Origin of the sequence: Citrobacter sp. Ce006 (assembly GCF_030336535.1) — a bacterium.
GTDB lineage: Bacteria > Pseudomonadota > Gammaproteobacteria > Enterobacterales > Enterobacteriaceae > Citrobacter > Citrobacter europaeus.
In genome coordinates this window covers 60,163-84,228 of record NZ_JAOWDO010000029.1, presented here as the reverse complement: position 1 = coordinate 84,228, position 24,066 = coordinate 60,163, and the positions used below count along the sequence as shown (strand labels likewise).

The following is a 24,066-nucleotide window of genomic DNA, read 5'->3' as shown; positions in this document are numbered from 1 at the left end:
CTTATAATGCTAGTGCGCTTGCCAGCGGCGTCACGCCAAAACGTTTGCCAAGGGCTATCAGTTCTTCGCGCGTGATGGTCTGCTTCATACCGCCCATCGAATAGATTTTGACCAGAACCTCGGCGGATTTCTCTGCGGTATCGATCAAACCGAACGCCTCGTCGAGGGTAGGTCCGCTGCCGAACACGCCGTGGAACGGCCACAGTACCAGCGAGTGTTTCTGCATTTCCTCGGCTGTCGCCTGGCCGATTTCATCCGTACCCGGCACCATCCACGGCAGAATGCCGACGCCATCCGGGAATACCACCAGGCACTCGGTGCTGCCTTCCCACAGTTTGCGGGTAATCAGCGCGGTGTTGTTTTCCAGCACGTAGGTCAGGGCGATCAGGTTGGTGGCGTGGCAGTGCATGATCACGCGGTCTTTGCCGTTCGTCGCTTTAATACGTTCGCAGTGGGAGAGGAAGTGAGCTGGCAGTTCAGAGGTTGGTACGGCCTCGTGGGTCAGGCCCCACAGGATATGGTAGCCCGCGCCGTCGCTGTCTACTTTCACCACGCCCAAATTTGCCGCGGGATCGAGCTGAACGTTACGGAAAAATTTGCCGGAACCGGTGACGATAAACGGCGTGTTCGCCAGCAATGGCATTGGCTGACTTAGCGCGATATAGCGTGGTTCTTCATGGAAATCGGCGCTAAACGGTGCAATGTCTGCCTCATCCAGACGCAGCGTCAGGTTGCCGCCGTTACGCTCGTCCCAGCCTTTCAGCCACGCATCAGAAGTGGCTTTGATCATCCCCTGGACGAACCAGGAAGTAGTAATGTTTTGCATCTTCGGTGTTCCTGTTTATTGCCCGAACGTTATCGGGTCTTACGATTGCCGGATAAGCGAAGCGCCATCCGGCAATCGTGTTTCATTCATTGCCGGATGGCGACGCGGGGCGTCTTCTCCGGCCTACAAGTCTGGCGTCACGGTTAGCTACGTTTGCTCAAAATCTCTTTTTCATAGGCGCGCACGCTTTCCAGCCACTGGCTACCCGCTGGCGTGTCGTGGCGCTGGCAATACATCTCCCAGACGGCCTGCCACGGCAGTGATTTTTGCTCTTCCAGCAGGGCCAGGCGTGCGGTGTAGTCGCCGCTGGCTTCAAGCTGACGCAGTTGTTCGGTCGGTTCTAACAGCGCGCGCAGCAGCGCTTTTTTCATATTGCGAGTGCCAATCACCCACGCGGCGATGCGGTTAATGGAAGCGTCGAAGAAGTCGAGGCCAATGTGTACGCGGTCGAACAGGTTGTGGCGGACGATCTCGCTGGCAATTGCCTGAGTTTCATCATCCAGCAGCACAACATGATCGCTGTCCCAACGCACCGGACGGCTGACGTGTAGCAGCAGGCGCGGTACGTACAGCATGGCGGCGGAGATTTTGTCGGAAATTACTTCGGTCGGATGGAAGTGACCCGCATCCAGGCATAGCGCGGTTTGACGGCTGGTGGCGTAACCCATATAGAACTCGTTGGAGCCCACGGTGTAGCTTTCAGCGCCGATGCCAAACAGTTTGCTCTCAACGGCATCGATATGGTGCGTCGGGTTGAGTTTCTCGCTGATCACCTCGTCCAGTGCTTCCAGCAGGCGCTGGCGCGGCGCTAAACGGTCAACGGTGATGTCTTTCATGCCATCCGGGATCCAGATGTTCATCACCGACGGTGTACCCAACTGCTCGCCAAAATACGCCGAGACGCGACGGCTGGCTTTGCAGTGATCAATCCAGAACTGGCGAATGGTGTCATCGGCGTGGGCCAGCGTGAAGCCGTCAGCGCTCAGCGGGTGAGAGAAGCAGGACGGATTGAAATCCAGCCCTAACTGGTTCGCTTTCGCCCACTCAACCCAGTTTTTGAAGTGTTCGGGTTTGATTTGGTCGCGGGCGACCGGCGTATCCGATTCCAGATAGATCGCGTGCAAATTCAGGCGTTTTGGTCCCGGAATCAGGCTTAGCGCTTGCTCCAGATCGGCCCGCAGTTCGGTGGCGTTACGCGCTTTGCCCGGATAGTTGCCGGTAGCCTGAATACCGCCGGTGAGCGAGCCTTCCGGATTCTCGAAACCGGCGACATCATCGCCCTGCCAGCAGTGCATGGAGACCGGCAGACGATCGAGCTGGCGCAATGCCGCCTCGACATCAATGCCTACCGCGGCGAAACGCAGTTTTGCCAGTTCCCAGGCTTGTTCAAGTTGAGTGGTCATGCGCAAAGCTCCTTTGTCTGTCGTAGTGATTGAAACTGCGCCTGGTAGCGGGCAATTTCACTTTCAGGATTTGGAATAAAGGTGGTCAGGTCGTAGTTGGCGCGTACTACCTGACGGAAATCATCGACGTTGTTAAGCTCGTCCAGCGTCATCAACTGGATGCCGATATTGCCGAGCGTGGAGGCCTCAATCGGGCCGGACATAACGCGAATCCCGCAGGCATCCGCGCACAGCTGGTTCAGTAAGACGTTCTGGCAGCCGCCACCGACGATGTGCAGTTGGCTAAACGCTGCGCCTCGCAGCTGCGCCAGTTCTTGCAGAATATCGGCGTATAGCAACGCCAGACTGTCGAAGATACAGCGCGCCAGTTCGGCGTTTTGCAGGGGAACAGGTTGGCCCGATTCACGACAGGCTGCCTGAATTTCGGCACTCATATCGTCGGGATTGATAAAGCGATCGTCGTTCGGGTTTATCAGGAACTGGCAGGCCGGCAGCGCTTGCGTTTCGGCGATAAGCGTTGGCAGATCGGTAATCTTGCGCTCTTTTAAAACGCGCTGGAGCAGCCATAACCCCATAATATTTTTCAGTACGCGGTAGCGCCCTTCCGCGCCCCCTTCGTTGGTGATGTTCGCCGCCAGCGCCGCATCGTTGGTATACGGTGTTCTGCTCTCAAAACCCATCAGCGACCAGGTACCGGAAGAAAGATACGCGCTGTTTTTGTCGGCCAACGGCGAAGCAATTACCGCACTGGCGGTGTCGTGACTGGCGACGGCCACGACCGGAATGCGATTTTTCTGTGGGCAAATCCAGTGGCCAATTACGTTCCCCGGGTGCGTCGGGCGACCAAACCAGGCTTTGTCTGCCCCGGTCCACGCCAGCAGCGTGTCATCCCAGTCGTCGGTGTTGATATTGACGAGCTGCGTAGTGGTGGCGTTGGTGTATTCCCAGTTCATTTCACCGGTCAGGCGAAAGCTGAAGTAATCGGGGATCAGCAGGGCATGAGCCACCTGCGGGAGCAGTTCTGGCTGCTGTTCAACCAGTGCACGCAGCTGATACAACGTGTTAAAGGGCAGAAACTGAATGCCGCTGCGGCGATAAATTTCACCTTTACCCGGCTGCGTCATCGCCTGCGCCATAATGCCGGCTGTACGGCTGTCGCGGTAAGAGACCGGCAGACCAACACGCTGACCAGCGTTATCGATCAGGACGTAATCTACGCCCCAGGTATCAATGCCGATGCTGTCTATCCGAATGCCTTCATCACAGACTTTTTTCAGGCCAAGACGAATGTCATTTTCCAGGCTGTCGATGTCCCAGGTATCAAAACCGTCAGTTTTTTGCAGACAGTTAATGAAGCGGTGGATTTCACGCAGCGTCAGGGTGCGGTGTTCACTGTCGTAACGCGCCAGCATTACGCGCCCACTGGATGCGCCGAGATCGACAGCGACACAATGGCGAAAAGTCATAGCGAGGTCCTTCTGAGTTTTATTGCACTCAGTCTAAGAACCCCTGATAAAGCGTACCTTCTTGACAGTGACAGCCCCAATTAGCGGCTGGCAACACGGCAAAGGTGAACGTGATGTTGTTCACAGTTTCCGCTAATAGCGCGGATTTTGGCGGATGTGACGCCTTCCGCATTTCCCGATCTTTCCCGCCATTTCTTGAAGAATTAACCGTGTTTACGCACTTTGGCGTCAAAAATTTAAGGTGAGGGTAGTAACCCTTAATTACTATTCAGCCATATTCGTTAATCAGGGGGAGCCGTCATGACCGTACTGCATTGCGTGGATTTTTTTCCGACGGGTAAAGCGCCAGTGGCTATTGAACCACGCCTTCCTCAACCCGCATTTCCTGAGCATCATCATGATTTTCATGAAATTGTAGTGGTCGAGCATGGCACGGGGATCCATGTGTTTAACGGACAGCCTTACACCATTAGCGGCGGGACGGTGTGTTTCGTCCGCGATCATGACAGGCATTTATATGAACATACTGACAATCTGTGCCTGACCAACGTTCTGTATCGCTCTCCGGATGCGTTTCAATTTCTGGCTGGGCTGAATCAGCTTTTGCCTCAGGAACAAAATGGGCAGTATCCCTCCCACTGGCGCGTAAACCAGGGCGTACTGCAGCAGGTTCGTCACCTGGTGGGGCAGATGGAGGCGCTCGGCGAGGGGATGGATACGCCGACGGCGGCAAATCGCGAGATCCTGTTTATGCAATTACTGGTGCTGCTGCGTAAAAGCAGCCTGATGGAAGCGGCCACTGATAACGATGCGCGGCTTAATCTTCTGATGGCGTGGCTGGAAGATAACTTTGCCGACGAGGTGTGTTGGGAGGCGCTGGCCGAGAAGTTTTCGCTCTCTTTACGCACTTTGCACCGCCAGCTTAAACAGCAGACAGGACTAACGCCGCAGCGCTACCTTAACCGTCTGCGGCTTATTAAAGCCAGGCATCTGCTTCGTCACAGTGATGACAGCGTGACAGATATCGCTTATCTCTGCGGTTTTGGCGACAGTAACCACTTTTCGACGCTTTTCCGCCGTGAGTTCGAGTGGTCACCACGCGATATTCGTCAGGGGCGCGACCTTATTGCGGGAAGCAGCCTTCAGTAACGCGAAAGCTATCAACGTTTTTTATCGCCGAATCTCAGATAATCATGTCCCTCAACGCCGGATGGCGGCTACGCCTTATCCGGCCTACGTGTCACGTAATCTGTAGGTCGGATAAGGCGTAGCCGCCATCCGACAGGGAATATTGTGATGGCGAACCATCTGGTCCTTCTGAAATCAGACTTTTTTGCGCATGAAAAGCAGGCGGTCGCTGTGGCCGATCGTTATCCGCAGGATGTCTTTGCTGAACATACTCATGAGTTTTGCGAACTGGTACTGGTCTGGCGCGGCAATGGGTTACATGTTCTCAACGAACGTCCGTACCGGATAACCCGTGGCGATCTGTTTTACATTCGCGCCGAAGATAAACACTCCTACACTTCCGTTAACGACCTGGTGTTACAAAATATCATCTACTGCCCGGAACGATTGACGCTGAATGTTGACTGGCAAGGGGCGATCCCCGGCTTTAACGGTACGCCGCGGCAGCCGCACTGGCGTCTCGGTAGCGTTGGTATGACCCAGGCCCGGCAGGTGATAAGCCAGCTTGAGCATGAAAGTAATCAGCGTGATGTGCAGGCTTTTACCATGGCGGAACTGCTGTTCGGGCAACTGGTGACGCTCCTTAAACGCCATCGTTACGCCACAGATACGCTCCCGGTGACATCGAGTGAAACGCTGCTGGATAAACTGATCACCGCGTTAGCCGGTAGCCATGAGCATGCGTTCGAACTGGATAAGTTTTGCGAGCGTGAACGGTGCAGCGAGCGCGTTTTGCGCCAGCAGTTTCGCAGTCAGACCGGGATGACCATCAACCAGTATCTGCGCCAGGTGCGGGTCTGCCATGCTCAGTATCTGCTCAAGCATAGCCGGTTGATGATTAGTGAGATTTCTATGCGCTGCGGCTTTGAGGATAGTAACTACTTTTCGGTGGTGTTCACGCGCGAAACCGGGATGACGCCGAGCCAGTGGCGTCATCTCAGCACTCAACATAATTAGCTGGCCATTCCCAGACCCACAATGTTTGCCGCGACAATGATCACCACGCAGCCAAGGCTTAGCACGCTGACCGGACGGCGTCCTGCATTGCTCCACTCTTTCATGATCAGGCCCACGATGCCACCGCACAGGACGTAGAAGCTCATGTGCAGCATCCAGCTCATGTAGTCATATTGCGCCGGAATTTTGGCATGGCCCCAGGCGTAAAAGAAGAACTGGAGATACCACATCAGACCAGCAAGCGCCGAGAACAGGATGTTGCTGATAATCAGCGGTTTGGCTAACGAGAAGTCGGCTTTTACTGACAGGTTTTTCATTTTTGCCAGACGAATGAAGCAGTATCCCAGATTGATCACCGCACCGCCGCCCATGATGACGACGTAGCTGGGCAGGGCGACATACAGCGGATCGATACCGAGCGCAGCAGCGGCTTCGTGCATGGGTTTAGCCGCATCCATCGCAAAGGACATCCCTGCGGAGAAAAAGCCGCACATCACCGCCAGTATCAGACCTTTTTTCAAATTGAACTCTTCGGCTTTGATGCCCATCTTGCGCTCTTTTAACTGTCCGGCGCGGGTAACAATCGCCACACCGATCAGGGCGACCAGCACACCGAGCAGGGTCATACGCCCACCAGGTGTGCCGATGAGCACGTCAAATTTACCGGCAATGATTGGCGTCATTAAGGTGCCAACAATCAGCGTAATACCGATAGCGATCCCGATCCCCATCGACATCCCGAGGTAACGCATGGTCAGACCATAGTTGATGTTACCAATCCCCCACATGGCACCGAACAAAAATACCGGCAGCAGTGTGGACGCGCTGAATGAACTGTAATAGGTCCAGAAGTCCGGCAGCAGGATCGCGCTGACGAGCCAGGGAAGGATCAGCCATGAAACAAAACCACCGATGGACCACATGGTTTCCCAGGACCAGTGTTGTACCTTTTTAAAGGGGGCATAGAAACAAGCGGCACTAGCGGCACCGATAAGATGCCATATTATCCCCATCGTAATTGCGTTACCCATTCTGTTTCCTTTTGAATTATCGATTTGGCAGGATGAAAATCACCCGTTTTGATGTTCAAAAGTCTAAAGAGTGAGCAATGAATTAACCTTCAGCATGCTGCCGCGTGATGAGTAATGCTGGCAAAATTCAGGGGATGAAAGGGATGTTGATCACAAATGCGGCTCCGCCCCTCTTTTTTTGAGAAGGGCGGAAATATCGAGGATTAGCAGATTCTTACTGCCTGAATACCCAGTAGCCAGGTGAGTTTTTCCAGCACCTCACCATGATGCCCCAGGCCAATGCTGCAATGATGAGCGGGGCCACCCATGCACCATTGCGTGGTGAACTCACGAGCCGATAATGGGAAGCGATAGCGGCTGTTGGTGTTGCCGATATCCAGGACTTCACCTGCCACCGCTTCACCTTCGGCATACTGTAAACGCACCCCATTTTCAGCATCTTCAATTACCGAAAGAAAGGTTACCGGGCCAGCTTTCACGGTCATCTGAATAGACACACCTTTACCGGGTTTGCCATGATAAACCGGCAACGGCACCAGATTTACCGGACCATCCGCCATCAACGGGTGTGCCGGACCATCATGTCCCCATAAAACAACATCATCGGTAAATTCAATACCATAGGGTTCTGAAAATGATCCGCCAGCGCCCAGAAGTTGCTGAATTTTCATCGCCAGCACATTTTTGATTTCATATTCTCCCGCTACGGGAATACCACGGTGGGTGAGCAGCGTGTTGCCGAGAATAATTGAGGTGATGATGTTCTCGTAAGCGTTACCGTTACGACCTTCATAGTAATAAGCGAGTGCACCGAGTTTATTCTGGGCAATCAGTTTATCCATGGCGCAGGCAGTGGTGATTGCCCGGCCAAGCTCTGCAGGTTCGCATGCCGCATCCAACTGAAGCACACGATGCATTTCCTGTTGTTTGGTGTTGAAGTCTGCCTCGCTGACCTGTTCGCGATATTCCGCCAGCTCACACATCTCCAGTGGCTTAAAGCGGACGCCCATTTTGGCGGACAAATTCGTCATATTGCTGTAAACGTCCACCATGCCGTCATAATAGTGTCCGAGGACGCCGACCTGGCAACTTGCCAGCATTTGACGAGCGTTGAGGGCTTGTAGCCACTGCGAAGTTTGTTGCCAGACGTACTCATCGCCCTGTAATGCACCAACGATCAATTGAAAGCGGATATTCGCACGGTTAAACACGTTTGCCAGTTCGGGGGCGCTGCAGGCCTGACAGTGCGCCAGCCACTCTCCAGTTCGCCCGCCCCGATCGGGGATTTGACGGATAGTTGAATAGGGCAGCCCTGGCTCTGGCTGTAGGGCCAGAATAATGACCGGTTTATTGATACTCTGCACAAGGGGTAGCACCGTTGAGCTGAGCGCGTAGGTGCTGATGTAAAGGCAGACTGCATCGACTGGTTGTTGCTGCAACCGTTTGATAAGGGCATCGGCTTTATTGACGTTATCAATCAGGCCGCCATTAATGACGGTGGCTTGTTGCGCCGTCAGACGCTCATCAATTGTTTGCAGGTAGCCCTGAAGACGTGATTCCAGGCCTGTAAACTGGGGCCAGTATGTGTCGAGACCGATACCGAAAAGGGCGATATTGACAGACATAGCAAGATTTCCTTGTGAGATAATTCGCAAACTATCTCGTGCTTTATCTCCCATGTCCTTCATGTCGCTGCCTGTTTTCTACCCAGGTTGGCAAAATTCGCCTGATTTTCCTAATGATGCTCACACTTTTACCGCATAATAACCCTGTAAAGAGTACGGCATTGATAATCATTTTCAATATCATTTAATTAACTATAATGACCCAACTGCTTACGCGGCGTTAACACTGGCCGCCCGACAATACTGGAGATGATTATGAGTTATACACTGCCATCCCTGCCGTACGCTTATGATGCCCTTGAACCGCACTTCGATAAGCAGACGATGGAAATCCACCATACCAAACACCACCAGGCTTACGTAAACAACGCGAACGCTGCGCTGGAGAGCCTGCCTGAATTCGCTAGCCTGTCTGCTGAAGAACTGATCGCTAAACTGGATCAACTGCCAGCAGACAAGAAAACTGTTCTGCGCAATAACGCGGGCGGCCACGCTAACCACAGCCTGTTCTGGAAAGGTCTGAAAACCGGTACTACGCTGCAGGGCGATCTGAAAGCGGCTATCGAACGTGACTTCGGTTCCGTCGACAACTTCAAAGCTGAATTTGAAAAAGCTGCGGCAACCCGTTTTGGCTCCGGCTGGGCGTGGCTGGTTCTGAAAGGTGACAAGCTGGCTGTTGTTTCCACCGCTAACCAGGATTCCCCGCTGATGGGTGAAGCTATCTCTGGCGCTTCCGGCTTCCCGATCGTGGGCCTGGACGTTTGGGAACACGCTTACTACCTGAAATTCCAGAACCGTCGCCCGGACTACATCAAAGAGTTCTGGAACGTGGTGAACTGGGACGAAGCTGCCGCGCGTTTCGCAGCGAAAAAATAAGTTCTACGCATTAACGAAACCCCTACAGGCGATGCTTGTGGGGGTTTTTTTGTGATTAAACTCAATATAAAAACGATGATCCACTTAAATTGAAACAAGGTTTTATTATGCGAGTGGGATCACTTTTATAGTCTCTATGAATGTCTATCTTCTTTCCATCAAGACGGGCGCATCTCAAAAGCAAGATGCAATCGCCCATAAAAATTGCCCCATTTTTATGTCTACAGGTGATGGAAATGCAGATCAAACGAACGATAGAGAAAATCCCAGGCGGTATGATGCTGGTGCCGCTTTTCCTGGGCGCGTTGTGTCACACCTTTTCCCCCGGCGCCGGGAAATATTTCGGCTCCTTTACCAACGGTATGATCACCGGTACGGTACCTATCCTGGCAGTCTGGTTCTTTTGCATGGGGGCGTCGATTAAGCTAAGCGCTACCGGCACCGTGCTACGTAAATCAGGCACGTTGGTCATCACCAAGATTCTGGTGGCATGGGTGGTCGCGGCGATTGCTTCACGTATTCTGCCGGAACATGGTGTGGAGGTCGGATTCTTCGCCGGGCTGTCTACGCTGGCGCTGGTGGCCGCTATGGATATGACCAACGGCGGGCTGTATGCCTCGATTATGCAGCAGTACGGCACCAAAGAAGAGGCCGGAGCGTTTGTCCTGATGTCGCTGGAGTCTGGCCCGCTGATGACGATGGTGATTTTGGGAACCGCCGGGATCGCGTCGTTTGAACCGCACGTGTTTGTGGGGGCTGTATTACCGTTTCTGATTGGCTTTGCGTTGGGGAATCTGGACCCCGAGTTGCGCGAGTTCTTCAGCAAAGCGGTGCAGACGCTGATCCCTTTCTTTGCTTTCGCATTGGGTAACACCATTGATTTAAGCGTGATTGCGCAAACCGGAGTACTGGGTATTCTGCTGGGTGTCGCGGTGATTATCATCACCGGTATTCCCTTGATTATCGCCGATAAACTGATTGGTGGCGGTGATGGTACGGCGGGGATTGCGGCCTCCAGCTCAGCGGGTGCGGCGGTCGCCACGCCGGTGCTGATTGCGGAAATGGTTCCGGCATTTAAACCGATGGCGCCAGCAGCGACTTCCCTCGTTGCCACGTCAGTGATTGTGACCTCCATTCTGGTGCCGATTATCACGTCTATCTGGTCGAAAAGAGTTAAAGCCAGGGCGGCGGAAATTGATATTCGTGGTACCGTGAAATAAATCTCTTAAGCCGGATGGTCTGCGCCATCCGGCTTAACGAGTTAACCTTCTACGATAAATACTTCATCGATTGTCCGACATTCGCTCTCGTTCAACTCTCCGCCAGCATTACGTGACACGCCGGTGCAATAGCCAAACTTACGCGATACCACGGTTTTGATGGTGGTGACAAAATCTTCGCCAATGGCGTAGATGGACATGTAGGTGCCAATTTGGTCCTGAATATCGCGAAGCGCTGCCAGGTCGCCCTGCTTAAACGCTTCCCGCGCGCTGACAAACAGTTCCGGCATGACGTTGTTTAATCCTGAAATAATCCCCGCACCGCCTGCCAGCAGGTTAGGAATGTAGTATTCGTCATAGCCGGACAGCACGGCAAAATCCTCACGCACGGCGCGGGTAGTCTGAATCATACTGCGGGTATGGGACTGACAGTCGACGGTATCTTTAATGCCTGCGAAGTTGGGAAATTCATCGACGAGGGTGGCAACCAGTTCGGGGGTTAAATCGCAGCCGGTACGTGCCGGAAAGTTATAGGCAAACCATTTACCGCTGAGTTTCTGTCCCAACTGACGGAAGTAGCTCAGCAGCTGTTTTGCCGTTTGCCCATAGTAGTAAGGTGGGAGGATCATCACAGCGTCGTAACCGGCGCGATACGCTTCCTGCGCCATCAACAGCACATCATTCTGGCAGGTGGATGAGACGTTGGCGACCATCTTCAGCGAGCTCATGGCGCGGGCTTCGCGGATCAGCACTAGCCTTTCTTCGAGCGTAAAGGAGGCAAATTCCCCGATGCTGCCCATCAGCAAAATCACGTCGATTTTGGCCTCGGTTAGGCGTTTGAGATGCTGGCTCAGACCGTTAAGATCGATCTTGCCGTCATTGTCCATTGGCGTAATGGAAGGACACCAGACGCCAGCAAATTGCGATTGACCAGTCACGTTGTCGACTCCTTATTTGAAATGATGTTTCAAAACCAGCTTACATTGATAGCATGTGTCCCTAACTTTCATGTGAACCGTGCTCTCATTTTGAGCGACTGGGGTAAAATAAATGTGGTGTAATGGGGGAAATTTATCGGGAGAGGGAACAGATGCGATATCCGGTCGATGTTTTTACTGGCAAGGTTCGGGACTACACGGGAAGCCGTCCCAGCGCGATTGCTAAAGTCCAGGTTGACGGTGAGTTGATGCTGACCGAACTGGGGTTGACGGGTGATGAGCAGGCGGAAACAAAAATTCACGGCGGGCCGGATCGCGCGCTGTGCCATTATCCGCGTGAACACTATCAGCACTGGAGACAAGAGTTTCCGGAGCAGGCGGAGCTATTTGTCGCCCCCGCGTTTGGCGAGAATCTTTCTACTGAGGGGCTAACGGAAGAGAATGTCTTTATTGGCGACATTTTCCAGTGGGGAGATGCGCTGATTCAGGTCACGCAGCCGCGCTCGCCGTGCTTTAAGCTGAATTTCCATTTCGGCATCAGCGACATGGCCAGCCAGATGCAGGATGCAGGCAAGACAGGCTGGCTGTGCAGCGTCATCGCTCCCGGTCAGGTGTCGGCAGACGCGCCGTTGATCCTGGCATCACGCGTCAGCGACGTCAGCGTACGGGAGGCGATTGCCATTGCCTGGCATATGCCGTTTGATGACTCGCAATATCATCGTTTACTGTCGGCTGCCGGGTTATCCAAAAGTTGGACCAGAACGATGCAAAAACGTCGTTTAAGCGGCAAGATCGAAGACAATTCCCGCCGTTTGTGGGGAAAAAAAACCCACCTCTATCTTGCAATTAAATCAGGTGGCAACACCTGATTTACCTCTCTCATGCTCGTTATCTCTGCGTACTGAAGCGGGTAAAAACCTGCCTGTCACAACACGCTTTCTGACCATTCTTGATACCTGGTCCACAAAAAGAAACTCTGCGTTGAAAAAAAACTTGAGTATTTCCGGCACTCAAATATCTTAGCTTTAAATTGGTTTAAACCAGATGAGCGAGATGAAAAAGAAAAACAATGTTGATGTGCTCAGAGAGCGCTTTGAAAGCTGGTTAAACGAAAATAATTTGCCAGCAGGATCCAAATTGCCCTCGGAAAGAGAGTTATGCGAGCTGCTGGATGCGAAGCGCATGACCTTACGTCAGGTTCTGATTGAGCTTGAGATCGATGCGCGTATTTTCCGCAAGAACCGCAGTGGTTGGTTTATTTCATCGAAACGATTTATTTATAACCCCAAATCACTTTCCAGTTTCAATGCCGAAGCCTGTGCTCAGGGGCGTAAACCTTTTTGGGATTATTTAACCAAAGAAACCATTGAGACGGTCCCGCATCATGTTGATGATGTTTTTCTCTCCACCGGTGAGCGCTATTTAGTTACCGGCTGGTGTGGTCTTGATTCACATAAAGTGTTTTACCATGAGTCCTACATTGATGCTGATGTTGCACCAGGATTCATAAACAAACTGGGCAATCAATCTTTTTCCAGCGTCTGGGAAGATGCGTTTGGTCATATTTTAAATATCAAAGAAATGATTTTTAAACCGGTCAATATGCCAGAAGTGGCGTGCAAAGAACTGGGCGTTGCGCCTAATACGTATGGAATTCTAGTAGAAAAACATCGGGCTACCCGAGATAAAAAAGTGGTTCAGGTTGATTTTGAATACTGGCGACTTGAATCAGTGGAACTTGTTATTCGTGATGAATGAGAAAACTATGGGAAAATGTAACCAGAAACTTCTTGCTGAACGTGCGAGAAATATACCACTGTACCTACATGCTTATGCCTTTCATCTGAATATGCGCTATGAGAGAGTCCTCCCTGGCGATCTTCTGGATATTGCGCATCAGCAGCAATTAAAGGGTGTGAAAATACATGTTGAGGATGGTGAATCCCAGTCACTGCAGAAAATAAACGATCGGCAGTTACACAATTTTAAAGAAAAGGCTAAAAAATATAACCTGGATGTGCATATCGAAACCAGCGCATCGGACCAGGCGACATTAACGGATGCAATTCGTATTGCTGTGGCAACTGGCGCAACGTCAGTTCGTTTCTACCCGCGCTATGAAGGGCATCTCAACGACGTTATGGCGAAGATTGCCAATGATCTTGCGTGGTTGTCTCAGTATGATGATTGTGGCCTGAGCTTTACCATTGAACAGCATGAAGATCTACAGGGTCATGAGCTGGTGACGCTGGTTAATAATAGTGGAATGAAGAATCTCTCTATTCTTTTTGATTTTGGCAACATGATTAATGCCAATGAGCAGCCGCTTTCTGCGTTAGAGGTCATGTCTCCTTTGATCACTCAGGTACATATTAAAGACGCAAAGATTCTTAAAGAAGGTAAAGGCTGGGGGCATGAGGCTTGTCGTTCAGGATACGGTGATTTACCCATGGAAGAGATGCTCAAAGCATTATTATTCCTGGGAGAAGATAAACCACAAGTACATGCTTTTGGTCTGGAAGAAGAAGTTGAATATTATGCACCCGCATTTCGTTTTGATGATGAAGGTGATAATCCCTGGATCCCATGGCGCGATGCAAGTTATACGCCGCTACCCGACGCTGACATGACTGATGCGCGATTGGCGCAGGAAAAAGAACACGCTCTGGCTCAAATAAAATACATTCGTGACTTGTGTAATAAATTTATAGGTAATCAATAACTTTCATAATTTTACTAAATGCGAAAAGAGTTATGAAAATAACTCTACAGTTTTATTAATTATATAAATTAATCTAAATATTTCTCTCAACAAGCAATGAGGGTTTTCTCATGTTCATGAATAAATGGGCAAGGCTCTGTTTTTTGATTTTAGGCGGCGGCACAATATTTAAACTTTCAAGTATGAAGGATGTTTTCTATGTGCCAATGCAAAGCGACTGGGGTTTAACTAATACGCAAATTGGCCTGAGTTTTACGGTTTATACTATTGTTCAGACAACCGGGCTTTTTCTTTCGCTTTATATCGCTGACCGTTATTCCAAGAAAATATTATTACCATTCGGTCTGATCGGCGTAGGACTTTGCGGCTTATATCTGGCAACGCTGCCGTCATTTACTGGTTATCTCATTTGCTTTGCCGCAATGGCATTCTTTGCCGATGTGGTTTACTGGCCGGTATTGCTGAAAGCCGTGCGTCTGCTGGGCACAAAAGAAGAACAAGGACGCATGTTTGGCTTTTTAGAAGCCGGACGCGGCGTGGTGGATGTCATCGTCGCATCTGGTGCTCTGTTTGTCTTCGTCCAGTTTGGTGAAGGTAAGGCGGGGATGCAGGCGGGTCTGTTGTTTTATACGGTCATTACGCTGGCGGCGGGCATTGTGACGTACTTTATTGTCGATGATGACAAAGTGAAAGGCGGCGAGAAAACCAGCGCCAATATGGAAGTGTTAAAGGGAATCAAACATGTGTTGTCCTGCCCTAACGTCTGGCTGGCTTCTTTAGGGATTTTCTTTGTTTACGCCGCATACTGCGGGCTGACTTACTTCATCCCGTTCTTAAAAGATATCTACATGCTGCCGGTAGCGCTCGTCGGGGCGTACGGCATCATCAACCAGTATGCGTTGAAAATGGTGGGAGGACCGATTGGTGGGCTACTGGCGGATAAGGTTGCCAAATCGCCGACGGTATACCTGAAGTGGACGTTTTTGATCTCCGCCGTTGCGATGCTTGTTTTCATGCAGTTACCGCATCAAACAATGAACGTATACATCGGTATGGTAGCAACATTAGGATTTGGGGCGATTATCTTCTCCCAACGCGCCATTTTCTTCGCGCCGATGGATGAAATTGGTACCCCACGCGAGTATGCCGGTTCGGCAATGGCATTTGGCTGTATCATCGGTTATATGCCCGCCATGTTTGCATACACGTTATACGGCTACTTACTGGATACCAATAGCGGTATCACGGGCTACAACTACGTCTTTAGCGTGATGATTGCGTTCAGCTTAATGGGCTTTATCTGTTCGACAATTCTGGTGAAGCGGATTAAAAAGCAAAAGCTAGCAGCTGCAGCGGCAACAGCATAAAGTGAGAGCTTCCCCGGCACGAGGTTACCGGGGAAGCCTGTTAAGCGCGTTTGTACAGCGGCAACCAAATCACCAGCCGTAAACCACCCAGTGGGCTGTCTTCGGCCTTCACCCAGCCTCGATGCTGCTGGATTGCGGTTTCAACAATCGCCAGACCCAGACCTGTTCCGCCAGACTCGCGATCGCGCGCCTCATCGGTACGATAGAACGGACGGAAAATCTGTTCCCGGTCTTCAGGGCTAACGCCCGGGCCATCGTCATCCACAGTGATGGTAATCCCGTCGATATCCACCGCGAAGCCAACTTCAATCTTCGTGTGTGAATAACGCAGGGCATTGCGCACAATGTTTTCCAGCGCGCTTTCCAGCGCATTTGGGTTGCCGTACAGCGGCCAGGGACCCGGCGGGAAATTCACCGTGAGCGATTTACCCATCTGCTCGGCTTCAAAGGCGGCGTTATCCAGCACTTCGCCCCACAGCTGATTGGCTTTCACCGTTTCACTGACCAGCGCGTTTTTCTGCTGATTACGTGACATCACCAGCAGGTCGTTGATCATGCTGTCCAGCCGATGCGCTTCTGTTTCAATACGCTCCAGCTCTTTACTCTCACCGCTGCGACGGCGCAGCAGCGCGGTACCCAGCTGCAGACGCGTCAGCGGCGTTCTCAACTCGTGAGAGATGTCCGACAGAAGGCGCTGCTGCGTGGTCATCATTCGCTCCAGCGCCGTCACCATCTGGTTAAAGCTGGCGCCTGCCGCCAGAAACTCCTGCGGACCGGCTTCCAGCTCCGGATGCTGACGCAGGTTGCCCTGGGCCACTTCATCCGCCGCGTTTTTCAACTTACGCGCTGGTTTCGCCAGACTCCAGGCAAGCCAGAGCAATAGCGGAGAGCTGACTAACATGGTGACGATCAGCAACAACAGCGGTCGGTCAAACAGCAGGTTGATAAAGTCAGATTGTGAGCTGCTGGCTGGTCGAATGAGATACAACTGGTAGTTATCTTCACCGTCTCTGACGGAGAAAGGCCCGACCATCTCAACGCGACCGTATTTTTTCTTTTGCGGATGGTCGGCGTTATCGGCCTGACCAATAAAGTTACGAATGATCTGCATTTCGTTGCGTTCTGCGCCGATCACGCGTCCTTCCGTCGTAACAAGCAATAACCGCTGTCCTGGCGGCGCCCACTTGTCTATCGCCCGAAACAAGCGACGCCACCACATCAAATCGTTGGGTGGGTCGTTCGCCAGTTCAGCTTCAACGTGTTGCTCAATCATCAACCCCTGGCGCTGCTCGCTGTCCAGTAGCTCGGTCATCTGGCGTGAATCGAGCTTGGGTAACATCAGTACCAACATCAACACCAGTGCCAGCGTCAACCAGAAGATGGCAAAGATGCGTGCGGTTAAGCTCCCTATCATGAAGCGGAGACCATCAGGTAGCCGCGACCGCGCAGGGTTTTAAACCACGGGTGTCCGTCTTTACGCTCTGGCAGCTTACGACGCAGGTTCGAGATATGCATGTCGATCGCGCGATCGAAAGGCGTCAGGCGTTTGCCCAGCACTTCCTGGCTCAGGTGTTCACGCGAAACCACCTGACCGAGATGCTGTGCCAGCAAATAGAGCAGGGTGAATTCGGTGCCGGTTAACTCCAGGGTTTGCCCGTCAAAGCTGGCTTCCTGGCGACCCGGATTAAGGCTTAACGCATCCACTTCCAGCGTCGGCGAACCGTTGTCGCTGTTCTGCTGTTGTTCGCTCCAGTGTGAGCGACGCAGAATAGCGCGGATGCGCGCGACCAGTTCACGGTCGTTAAACGGTTTGGGTAAATAGTCGTCCGCGCCCAGCTCAAGGCCAAGTACGCGATCCAATTCGCTGCCGCGAGCGGTCAGCATGATTACGGGTGTCTGGTGTGTCTGACGAAGTGCTTTCAGCGTATCGATGCCGTTTTTCTTTGGCATCATGACGTCGAGCAAAAGTAAATCGATGCTGTCATCCAGAAGCTCAAGCGCCTGTTCCCCATCATGGGCAACCAGCACATCGAAACCTTCCATTTCGAGCAACTCCTTTAACAGGGAAGTCAGCTCTCGGTCATCATCAACTAACAGGATTTTATTCATTGTTTACGTACCTCCGAGGCAGAAATTACGTCATCAGGCGTCGCTAATCTATGACTTTACGTTGTTTTACACCCCCTGACGCATGTTTGCAGCCCGAATCGTAAACTGTCTCTCGTTGAATCGCGACAGAAAAGATTTTGGGAGCAAGTGATGGGCAAAGTTACCGCTGCCGTCATGGCCTCAACGCTGGCATTCAGTACTTTAAGCCATGCAGCTGAAGTCGTCACAGGCGATCACTGGCACCTGGGTGAAGGCTCCGCGCAACGTAGCGTTCAGAGCCACATGTTTGACGGTATCAGTTTAACCGAACATCAACGTCAACAGATGCGAGATTTAATGCAGCAGGCAAGACACGAACAGCCTCCTGTTAATGTTAGCGAAATGGAGACAATGCATCGCCTTGTCACCGCAGAGAAATTTGATGAAAGCGCTGTGCGCGCTCAGGCAGAAAGAATGGCGCAAGAACAGGTTGCCCGCCAGGTTGAAATAGCCAAGGTCCGCAACCAGATGTATCGCCTGTTAACGCCCGAGCAGCAAGCGGTTTTAAATGAGAAACATGAACAACGAATGGAGCAACTGCGCGACGTAGCGCACTGGAAAAAAAGCTCATCGTTGAATTTATTGAGTAGTAGCAACTCACGTTCCCAGTAGTAACCCTGTTTTCCTTGCCATAGACACCATCCCTGTCTTCCCCCACATGATGTGGGGGTTTTTTTTGCCCAAAATTTGTCACTCGGTTATTGCCTGACTGTTTTACTTCATCCGTTATACTAGCGGCATATCCTGGCAGGAGTGTTTATGAATCAAACCTATGGGCGGCTGGTTAGCCGGGCGGCAATCGCGGCGACCGTGATGGCATCGCTGTTACTTTTGATCAAAATTTTTGCGTGGTGGTACACCGGATCGGTCAGTATTCTGGCAGCGCTGGTGGATTCTCTGGTGGACATCGCGGCCTCGTTAACCAACCTGTTGGTGGTGCGCTATTCGCTGCAGCCCGCAGATGATGAGCATACGTTCGGACACGGAAAAGCGGAATCGCTGGCGGCGCTGGCGCAAAGCATGTTTATTTCCGGTTCGGCGCTGTTTTTATTCCTGACCGGGATTCAGCATCTCATCCAACCTACGCCGATGAAAGATCCTGGCGTCGGGGTGATTGTCACCATCATTGCGTTGGTGTGTACAATCATTCTGGTCTCGTTTCAGCGCTGGGTAGTAAAACGCACGCAAAGTCAGGCCGTCAGGGCGGATATGCTTCATTATCAGTCTGATGTTATGATGAACGGTGCGATTCTCGTGGCGCTTGGGCTGGCATGGTACGGCTGGCATCGCGCAGATGCCTTGTTTGCGCTCGGGATTGGCATCTATATTTTATATAGCGCATTACGCATGGGGTATGAGGCGGTACAGTCTTTATTGGATCGTGCTTTACCCGATGAAGAACGTCAGGAAATTATTGATATTGTGACGTCATGGCCCGGAGTCAGCGGCGCTCACGATCTTCGCACGCGGCAGTCAGGGCCGACCCGCTTTATTCAGATTCATTTGGAAATGGAAGATAATCTGCCGCTCGTTCAGGCGCATTTAGTGGCTGAACAGGTTGAGCAGGCAATTTTACGGCGTTTCCCGGGATCGGATGTCATCATTCATCAGGATCCTTGTTCGGTCGTACCCAAGGAAGGCAAGATGTTTGATCTTTCATAATTCGTTGTAAAAAAAGTGAACCAGGCCAGCATTTTGTGTATAAATTACCACCATTTGGCCTGACCTGAATCAATTCAGCAGGAAGTGATTGTTATACTATCTGCATATTCGTTGGATCGTTTCGATATGCGGAATCGACTTCCGGCAGCAGATTTCATTTTGCATTCCAAAGTTCAGAGGTAGTCATGATTAAGAAAATCGGTGTGTTGACAAGCGGCGGTGATGCGCCGGGCATGAACGCAGCAATCCGTGGTGTTGTACGTGCAGCGTTGACGGAAGGGCTGGAAGTCATGGGGATCCATGATGGCTACCTGGGTTTGTATGAAGACCGTATGGTTCAACTTGACCGCTACAGCGTGTCCGACATGATCAACCGTGGCGGTACGTTCCTTGGTTCTGCTCGCTTCCCGGAATTCCGCGACGAAAACGTGCGTGCGGTGGCTATCGAAAACCTGAAAAAACGTGGCATTGACGCGCTGGTTGTTATCGGTGGTGACGGTTCATACATGGGGGCAAAACGCCTGACTGAAATGGGCTTCCCATGTATCGGTCTGCCGGGCACTATCGACAACGATATCAAAGGTACCGACTACACCATCGGTTACTTCACCGCTCTGGGTACCGTAGTTGAAGCGATTGACCGTCTGCGCGATACCTCTTCTTCTCACCAGCGTATTTCCATCGTTGAAGTGATGGGCCGCTATTGTGGCGATCTGACCCTGGCAGCTGCAATTGCCGGTGGCTGTGAGTTCGTGGTGGTTCCTGAAGTGGAATTCAGCCGCGACGATCTGGTTGCTGAAATCAAAGCAGGTATCGCGAAGGGTAAAAAACACGCAATCGTTGCGATCACTGAGCACATGTGCGACGTTGACGAACTGGCGCATTACATCGAGAAAGAAACCGGCCGTGAAACGCGTTCAACCGTACTGGGTCACATCCAGCGTGGCGGTTCTCCGGTACCTTACGACCGTATCCTGGCATCGCGTATGGGCTCCTATGCCATTGAACTGCTGCTGGAAGGCCACGGCGGTCGCTGTGTAGGTATTCAGAACGAGAAACTGGTTCACCACGACATTATTGACGCTATTGAAAACATGAAGCGTCCGTTCAAAGGTGACTGGCTGGACTGCGCGAAAAAACTGTACTGATTGTATTTTTTGCGCGCCTGATGGCGCTTCGCTTATCAGGCCTACAGGTTGCAGAGACTTGTAGGCCTGATTAGACGTTAGCTGCCATCCGGCAAATCCTCAGATTTATTCCTCGAAGTTATAGCAAATCTTTTTTTATTCTTTAATGTTTGGATGCCTTTCTGGCACGCTTTGCTCATCACAACATCACATAAGAGAGCTGGGCGATGAACAAATGGGGCGTAGGGTTAACATTATTGCTGGCATCGACCAGCGTTCTGGCAAAGGATATTCAGTTACTTAACGTATCGTACGATCCAACGCGTGAACTGTACGAGCAGTACAATAAGGCCTTCAGCGCGCACTGGAAGCAGGAGACGGGTGACAACGTCGTGATCCGCCAGTCACACGGTGGTTCGGGCAAACAGGCGACCTCCGTCATCAACGGCATTGAAGCCGATGTCGTGACGCTGGCACTGGCTTACGACGTAGATGCCATTGCTGAACGTGGTCGAATTGATAAAAACTGGATCAAGCGCCTGCCGGATAACTCCGCGCCGTATACCTCCACCATCGTGTTCCTGGTCCGCAAAGGCAATCCTAAACAAATTCATGACTGGAACGATTTGATCAAACCTGGCGTGTCGGTCATTACGCCGAATCCGAAAAGCTCCGGTGGCGCACGCTGGAACTATCTGGCGGCATGGGGCTATGCCTTGCACCACAACAACAACGATCAGGCCAAGGCACAAGACTTCGTGAAAGCCCTGTATAAGAACGTTGAAGTACTGGATTCCGGTGCGCGTGGCTCAACCAATACCTTCGTTGAACGCGGTATCGGTGATGTACTGATCGCCTGGGAAAACGAAGCGCTACTGGCAACGAACGAGCTGGGTAAAGACAAATTCGAGATAGTGACGCCGAGTGAATCCATCCTCGCGGAGCCGACCGTTTCCGTGGTCGACAAAGTCGTGGAAAAGAAAGACACCAAAGCGGTGGCAGAGGCTTACCTGAAGTATCTCTACTCCCCGGAAGGCCAGGAAATTGCAGCGAAAAACTACTATCGTCCACGTGATGCTAACGTTGCGAAGAAATACGAAAACGCATTTCCGAAGCTGAAGCTGTTCACCATCGACGAAGAGTTTGGCGGCTGGACGAAAGCGCAGAAAGAGCACTTCTCTAACGGCGGTACGTTCGACCAGATCAGCAAACGATAAATAAATCTGTGATTTACCGACCCGGTGGCTTAATGCGACCGGGTTTTTTATTTGTCATGGTTTTGCGTTACTCTTGCCCTTCAATGGGATACAGGAAACGCGTAATGAAAAAAGCAGGCTATCTTTTACTGGCGGTGATTGTGGTCGCCGCCGCTGCAGGTATCGGGTACTGGAAATTCACCGGCAACCCGGACGCATTACGCCAGATTGTTCTTCAGCAATGCCTGCCGCACCAGTTGCAGCAGCAGGATCCCGCGCCGTGCGCAGAAGTGAAGCCGGATGCCGGATATGTGGTATTCAAAGACCGTAACGGTCCACTGCAATATTTGTTGATGCCCACTTACCGCATCAACGGTACGGAAAGCCCACTGCTGTTGAAATCAGGCACGCCGAACTTTTTCTGGTTGGCCTGGCAGGCGCGCAGCTTTATGAGCCAGAAATACGGCCACGAAATCCCTGACAAAGCGGTATCGCTGACCATTAACTCGCGTAGCGGGCGTACGCAAAATCACCTGCACATTCATATCTCCTGCCTGCGAACTGATGTCAGACAACAGCTGGATGACAATCTGGCGAAAATCAGCACCCGCTGGCTGCCTTTACCTGGCGGGCTGCGCGGTCATGAATATCTGGCGCGCCGCGTCACGGAAAATGAACTGGCGCAACGCAGCCCATTTATGATGCTGGCAGAAGAGGTGCCGGATGCGCGTGAGCATATGGGCAGCTATGCGTTGGCGATGGTGCGTCAGAGCGATGAGTCTTTTGTCCTGCTGGCGACCCAGCGTAACTTGTTGTCGCTGAATCTCGCCTCCGCTGAGGAAATTCAGGATCATCAGTGTGATATTCTGCGTTAACCCCACCTAATCTGGCGTTTACTCCGCATGCTTGTCCCCGTATTCTTGTTGAAAAAAACAACAGGAGACAGGCATGTCGCTCTGGCTTACACACCCTCTGTTTATCCCCTCTCTGGTGGTTGGCATCACCATCCTGCTCTGGGCCACGTCGCTGCTGCCGGAGTTTATAACGGCGCTGCTGTTCTTTGCCGTAGCGATGGTTGCCAAAATCGCGCCTGCGGATGTGATTTTTGGCGGCTTCGCGTCGTCGGCGTTCTGGCTGGTCTTCAGTGGATTTGTGCTGGGTATCGCGATTCGTAAAACGGGGCTGGCGGACAGGGCGGCGAGGGCGCTGTCATCGCGGTTGACCGACTCCTGGCCGTTAATGGTGGCGAGTGTGGTGCTGCTGAGTTACGCGCTGGCGTTTGTGATGCCATCCAACATGGGCCGCATTGCACTGCTGATGCCGATTGTCGCGGCGATGGCGAAGCGGGCCGGAATTAACGACGGTACGCGCGCCTGGTATGGTCTGGCGCTGGCCGTTGGTTTTGGCACGTTCCAGCTTTCCGCGACGATTTTACCCGCTAACGTACCGAATCTGGTGATGAGCGGCGCGGCGGAAGGCTCTTACGGCATCCACCTCAATTATCTTCCCTATTTGCTGCTGCATACGCCAGTTCTGGGCTGGCTTAAGGGGGCGGTGCTTATCGTGCTTATTTGCTGGCTGTTCCCTGGTAAGCCCCATGCGCCGCGCGATCTCACACCGCTGGAGCCAATGAGTCGGGATGAAAAACGCCTGGCCTGGATGCTGGCCGTGGTGCTGCTGCTGTGGGTTAGCGAAAGCTGGCATGGTATTGGTCCTGCGTGGACCGGGCTGGCGGCGGCGGTTATCACACTGCTACCACGGGTTGGTTTTATCAATGGCGATGAGTTTTCCACTGGGGTAAATATTCGCACCTGTATTTACGTAGCGGGTATTTTGGGTCTGGCGATCACCGTCACCCAGACCGGCATTGGCAGCGCTGTGGGCGAGGCGCTGTTACAGGTGATGCCGCTGGATGCGGAAAAACCGTTTACCAGCTTTCTCGCGCTGACAGGCATTACCACCGCGCTCAATTTTATTATGACAGCGAACGGTGTTCCGGCGTTGTATACCACGCTGGCACAAAGTTTTGCCGATGCGACGGGGTTTCCGCTGCTGTCGGTGATTATGATTCAGGTATTGGGATATTCCACACCGCTGCTGCCGTATCAGGCTTCGCCGATTGTGGTGGCGATGGCGCTTGGGAAAGTGCCTGCGAGGGCGGGGATGTTGCTGTGCATTTCGCTGGCGGCGGCAACGTATCTGTTGCTTCTGCCGTTGGATTATCTCTGGTTCAGTATGCTGGATAAATTATAACTGTATATAAATGTTAATTTTTTGTTTTGTGAGATGATGAATTGTTTTATTTGGGCTGATG

General features: G+C 52.1%; 22 protein-coding genes. 14 read left to right on the top strand and 8 right to left on the bottom strand.

Annotated elements, in window-relative coordinates; genetic code table 11:
* Position 1: 1 nt before the first annotated feature.
* The 3 genes from rhaD to rhaB all read right to left on the bottom strand — a co-directional run bounded on the left by rhaD (position 2) and on the right by rhaB (position 3,695).
* The gene (gene rhaD / locus OGV94_RS00490; RefSeq protein ID WP_286522136.1) at positions 2 to 826 is read right to left on the bottom strand and encodes a rhamnulose-1-phosphate aldolase; all 825 of its coding nucleotides are present in this window, start codon (positions 824 to 826) and stop codon (positions 2 to 4) included.
* Between the two features lie 143 nt (positions 827 to 969).
* Positions 970 to 2,229 (bottom strand): L-rhamnose isomerase, encoded by a 1,260-nt coding sequence (gene rhaA, locus OGV94_RS00485; RefSeq protein ID WP_075145404.1) that lies wholly within the window; start codon positions 2,227 to 2,229, stop codon positions 970 to 972.
* The gene (rhaB, locus tag OGV94_RS00480) at positions 2,226 to 3,695 is read right to left on the bottom strand and encodes a rhamnulokinase (RefSeq protein WP_087050710.1); all 1,470 of its coding nucleotides are present in this window, start codon (positions 3,693 to 3,695) and stop codon (positions 2,226 to 2,228) included. Before rhaB ends, rhaA begins: the two co-directional genes overlap by 4 nt.
* A gap of 300 nt (positions 3,696 to 3,995) precedes the next feature.
* Here rhaB and rhaS point away from each other — a divergent pair, with 300 nt between their 5' ends.
* Both rhaS and rhaR read left to right on the top strand, forming a co-directional pair.
* Complete coding sequence (gene rhaS / locus OGV94_RS00475; RefSeq protein WP_043018902.1) at positions 3,996 to 4,844, top strand: HTH-type transcriptional activator RhaS; 849 nt, start codon at positions 3,996 to 3,998, stop codon at positions 4,842 to 4,844.
* Positions 4,845 to 4,991: 147 nt separating this feature from the next.
* Positions 4,992 to 5,840, top strand: coding sequence for an HTH-type transcriptional activator RhaR (gene rhaR / locus OGV94_RS00470; RefSeq protein WP_100193813.1), 849 nt, complete (start codon positions 4,992 to 4,994; stop codon positions 5,838 to 5,840).
* On the opposite strand, the gene rhaT is transcribed toward rhaR, so the two are convergent.
* Together rhaT and OGV94_RS00460 are read right to left on the bottom strand one after the other, a co-directional pair.
* The gene (rhaT, locus tag OGV94_RS00465; protein ID WP_003028737.1) at positions 5,837 to 6,871 is read right to left on the bottom strand and encodes an L-rhamnose/proton symporter RhaT; all 1,035 of its coding nucleotides are present in this window, start codon (positions 6,869 to 6,871) and stop codon (positions 5,837 to 5,839) included. The two genes, rhaR and rhaT, sit on opposite strands and share 4 nt — an antisense overlap.
* A 203-nt stretch (positions 6,872 to 7,074) precedes the next feature.
* Positions 7,075 to 8,496 (bottom strand): L-fucose/L-arabinose isomerase family protein, encoded by a 1,422-nt coding sequence (locus OGV94_RS00460; RefSeq protein ID WP_286522133.1) that lies wholly within the window; start codon positions 8,494 to 8,496, stop codon positions 7,075 to 7,077.
* Between the two features lie 255 nt (positions 8,497 to 8,751).
* Here OGV94_RS00460 and sodA point away from each other — a divergent pair, with 255 nt between their 5' ends.
* Together sodA and kdgT are read left to right on the top strand one after the other, a co-directional pair.
* The gene (gene sodA / locus OGV94_RS00455) at positions 8,752 to 9,372 is read left to right on the top strand and encodes a superoxide dismutase [Mn] (protein ID WP_043018905.1); all 621 of its coding nucleotides are present in this window, start codon (positions 8,752 to 8,754) and stop codon (positions 9,370 to 9,372) included.
* Positions 9,373 to 9,608: 236 nt separating this feature from the next.
* Positions 9,609 to 10,592 (top strand): 2-keto-3-deoxygluconate transporter, encoded by a 984-nt coding sequence (gene kdgT / locus OGV94_RS00450; RefSeq protein ID WP_043018906.1) that lies wholly within the window; start codon positions 9,609 to 9,611, stop codon positions 10,590 to 10,592.
* 41 nt (positions 10,593 to 10,633) lie between these two features.
* Here the strand turns inward: kdgT and OGV94_RS00445 are convergent, their stop codons facing one another.
* Positions 10,634 to 11,530, bottom strand: coding sequence for a dihydrodipicolinate synthase family protein (locus tag OGV94_RS00445; protein WP_043018907.1), 897 nt, complete (start codon positions 11,528 to 11,530; stop codon positions 10,634 to 10,636).
* Positions 11,531 to 11,682: 152 nt separating this feature from the next.
* Here OGV94_RS00445 and yiiM point away from each other — a divergent pair, with 152 nt between their 5' ends.
* From yiiM to OGV94_RS00425, 4 genes are all read left to right on the top strand, one after another.
* Entirely contained in the window at positions 11,683 to 12,399 is a 717-nt protein-coding gene (gene yiiM / locus OGV94_RS00440; RefSeq protein ID WP_286522131.1) for a 6-hydroxyaminopurine reductase, read from the top strand.
* Positions 12,400 to 12,583: 184 nt separating this feature from the next.
* Positions 12,584 to 13,288 carry a GntR family transcriptional regulator gene (locus tag OGV94_RS00435; RefSeq protein WP_047407429.1) on the top strand — a complete coding sequence of 235 codons (705 nt, stop codon included), beginning with the start codon at positions 12,584 to 12,586 and terminating at the stop codon, positions 13,286 to 13,288.
* Positions 13,289 to 13,295: 7 nt separating this feature from the next.
* Positions 13,296 to 14,252 carry a sugar phosphate isomerase/epimerase family protein gene (locus OGV94_RS00430; RefSeq protein ID WP_199995160.1) on the top strand — a complete coding sequence of 319 codons (957 nt, stop codon included), beginning with the start codon at positions 13,296 to 13,298 and terminating at the stop codon, positions 14,250 to 14,252.
* 116 nt (positions 14,253 to 14,368) lie between these two features.
* The gene (locus OGV94_RS00425) at positions 14,369 to 15,619 is read left to right on the top strand and encodes an MFS transporter (protein WP_087050728.1); all 1,251 of its coding nucleotides are present in this window, start codon (positions 14,369 to 14,371) and stop codon (positions 15,617 to 15,619) included.
* Between the two features lie 40 nt (positions 15,620 to 15,659).
* On the opposite strand, the gene cpxA is transcribed toward OGV94_RS00425, so the two are convergent.
* The gene (gene cpxA / locus OGV94_RS00420; protein ID WP_003028758.1) at positions 15,660 to 17,033 is read right to left on the bottom strand and encodes an envelope stress sensor histidine kinase CpxA; all 1,374 of its coding nucleotides are present in this window, start codon (positions 17,031 to 17,033) and stop codon (positions 15,660 to 15,662) included.
* Positions 17,030 to 17,728 (bottom strand): envelope stress response regulator transcription factor CpxR, encoded by a 699-nt coding sequence (cpxR, locus tag OGV94_RS00415; RefSeq protein WP_005121756.1) that lies wholly within the window; start codon positions 17,726 to 17,728, stop codon positions 17,030 to 17,032. The genes cpxA and cpxR overlap by 4 nt, the downstream gene beginning before the upstream one ends.
* Positions 17,729 to 17,878: 150 nt before the next feature.
* Here cpxR and cpxP point away from each other — a divergent pair, with 150 nt between their 5' ends.
* From cpxP to OGV94_RS00385, 6 genes are all read left to right on the top strand, one after another.
* Positions 17,879 to 18,379 (top strand): cell-envelope stress modulator CpxP, encoded by a 501-nt coding sequence (cpxP, locus tag OGV94_RS00410; RefSeq protein WP_043018911.1) that lies wholly within the window; start codon positions 17,879 to 17,881, stop codon positions 18,377 to 18,379.
* 147 nt (positions 18,380 to 18,526) lie between these two features.
* On the top strand, positions 18,527 to 19,429 hold the full coding sequence (gene fieF, locus OGV94_RS00405; RefSeq protein ID WP_043018912.1) for a CDF family cation-efflux transporter FieF: 903 nt from the start codon (positions 18,527 to 18,529) through the stop codon (positions 19,427 to 19,429).
* Positions 19,430 to 19,614: 185 nt separating this feature from the next.
* Complete coding sequence (gene pfkA / locus OGV94_RS00400; protein ID WP_043018913.1) at positions 19,615 to 20,577, top strand: 6-phosphofructokinase; 963 nt, start codon at positions 19,615 to 19,617, stop codon at positions 20,575 to 20,577.
* Positions 20,578 to 20,783: 206 nt separating this feature from the next.
* Positions 20,784 to 21,773 (top strand): sulfate/thiosulfate ABC transporter substrate-binding protein Sbp, encoded by a 990-nt coding sequence (gene sbp / locus OGV94_RS00395; RefSeq protein ID WP_075145398.1) that lies wholly within the window; start codon positions 20,784 to 20,786, stop codon positions 21,771 to 21,773.
* A gap of 104 nt (positions 21,774 to 21,877) precedes the next feature.
* A complete protein-coding gene (locus tag OGV94_RS00390; RefSeq protein ID WP_193145783.1) occupies positions 21,878 to 22,627 on the top strand; it encodes a CDP-diacylglycerol diphosphatase in 750 nt (249 codons plus the stop codon).
* Between the two features lie 73 nt (positions 22,628 to 22,700).
* Positions 22,701 to 24,005 (top strand): SLC13 family permease, encoded by a 1,305-nt coding sequence (locus OGV94_RS00385; protein WP_043018916.1) that lies wholly within the window; start codon positions 22,701 to 22,703, stop codon positions 24,003 to 24,005.
* Positions 24,006 to 24,066 lie beyond the last annotated feature (61 nt).

Coding starts and splice junctions, on each gene's coding strand:
- OGV94_RS00425 (WP_087050728.1), top strand. CDS start 14,369: ATGAATAAATGGGCAAGGCTCTGTTTTTTGATTTTAGGCGGCGGCACA.
- OGV94_RS00435 (WP_047407429.1), top strand. CDS start 12,584: ATGAAAAAGAAAAACAATGTTGATGTGCTCAGAGAGCGCTTTGAAAGC.
- OGV94_RS00385 (WP_043018916.1), top strand. CDS start 22,701: ATGTCGCTCTGGCTTACACACCCTCTGTTTATCCCCTCTCTGGTGGTT.
- cpxP (WP_043018911.1), top strand. CDS start 17,879: ATGGGCAAAGTTACCGCTGCCGTCATGGCCTCAACGCTGGCATTCAGT.
- OGV94_RS00460 (WP_286522133.1), bottom strand. CDS start 8,496: ATGTCTGTCAATATCGCCCTTTTCGGTATCGGTCTCGACACATACTGG.
- rhaA (WP_075145404.1), bottom strand. CDS start 2,229: ATGACCACTCAACTTGAACAAGCCTGGGAACTGGCAAAACTGCGTTTC.
- rhaS (WP_043018902.1), top strand. CDS start 3,996: ATGACCGTACTGCATTGCGTGGATTTTTTTCCGACGGGTAAAGCGCCA.
- sbp (WP_075145398.1), top strand. CDS start 20,784: ATGAACAAATGGGGCGTAGGGTTAACATTATTGCTGGCATCGACCAGC.
- rhaD (WP_286522136.1), bottom strand. CDS start 826: ATGCAAAACATTACTACTTCCTGGTTCGTCCAGGGGATGATCAAAGCC.
- rhaB (WP_087050710.1), bottom strand. CDS start 3,695: ATGACTTTTCGCCATTGTGTCGCTGTCGATCTCGGCGCATCCAGTGGG.
- cpxR (WP_005121756.1), bottom strand. CDS start 17,728: ATGAATAAAATCCTGTTAGTTGATGATGACCGAGAGCTGACTTCCCTG.
- OGV94_RS00390 (WP_193145783.1), top strand. CDS start 21,878: ATGAAAAAAGCAGGCTATCTTTTACTGGCGGTGATTGTGGTCGCCGCC.
- pfkA (WP_043018913.1), top strand. CDS start 19,615: ATGATTAAGAAAATCGGTGTGTTGACAAGCGGCGGTGATGCGCCGGGC.
- cpxA (WP_003028758.1), bottom strand. CDS start 17,033: ATGATAGGGAGCTTAACCGCACGCATCTTTGCCATCTTCTGGTTGACG.
- rhaT (WP_003028737.1), bottom strand. CDS start 6,871: ATGGGTAACGCAATTACGATGGGGATAATATGGCATCTTATCGGTGCC.
- fieF (WP_043018912.1), top strand. CDS start 18,527: ATGAATCAAACCTATGGGCGGCTGGTTAGCCGGGCGGCAATCGCGGCG.
- rhaR (WP_100193813.1), top strand. CDS start 4,992: ATGGCGAACCATCTGGTCCTTCTGAAATCAGACTTTTTTGCGCATGAA.
- OGV94_RS00430 (WP_199995160.1), top strand. CDS start 13,296: ATGGGAAAATGTAACCAGAAACTTCTTGCTGAACGTGCGAGAAATATA.
- yiiM (WP_286522131.1), top strand. CDS start 11,683: ATGCGATATCCGGTCGATGTTTTTACTGGCAAGGTTCGGGACTACACG.
- sodA (WP_043018905.1), top strand. CDS start 8,752: ATGAGTTATACACTGCCATCCCTGCCGTACGCTTATGATGCCCTTGAA.
- kdgT (WP_043018906.1), top strand. CDS start 9,609: ATGCAGATCAAACGAACGATAGAGAAAATCCCAGGCGGTATGATGCTG.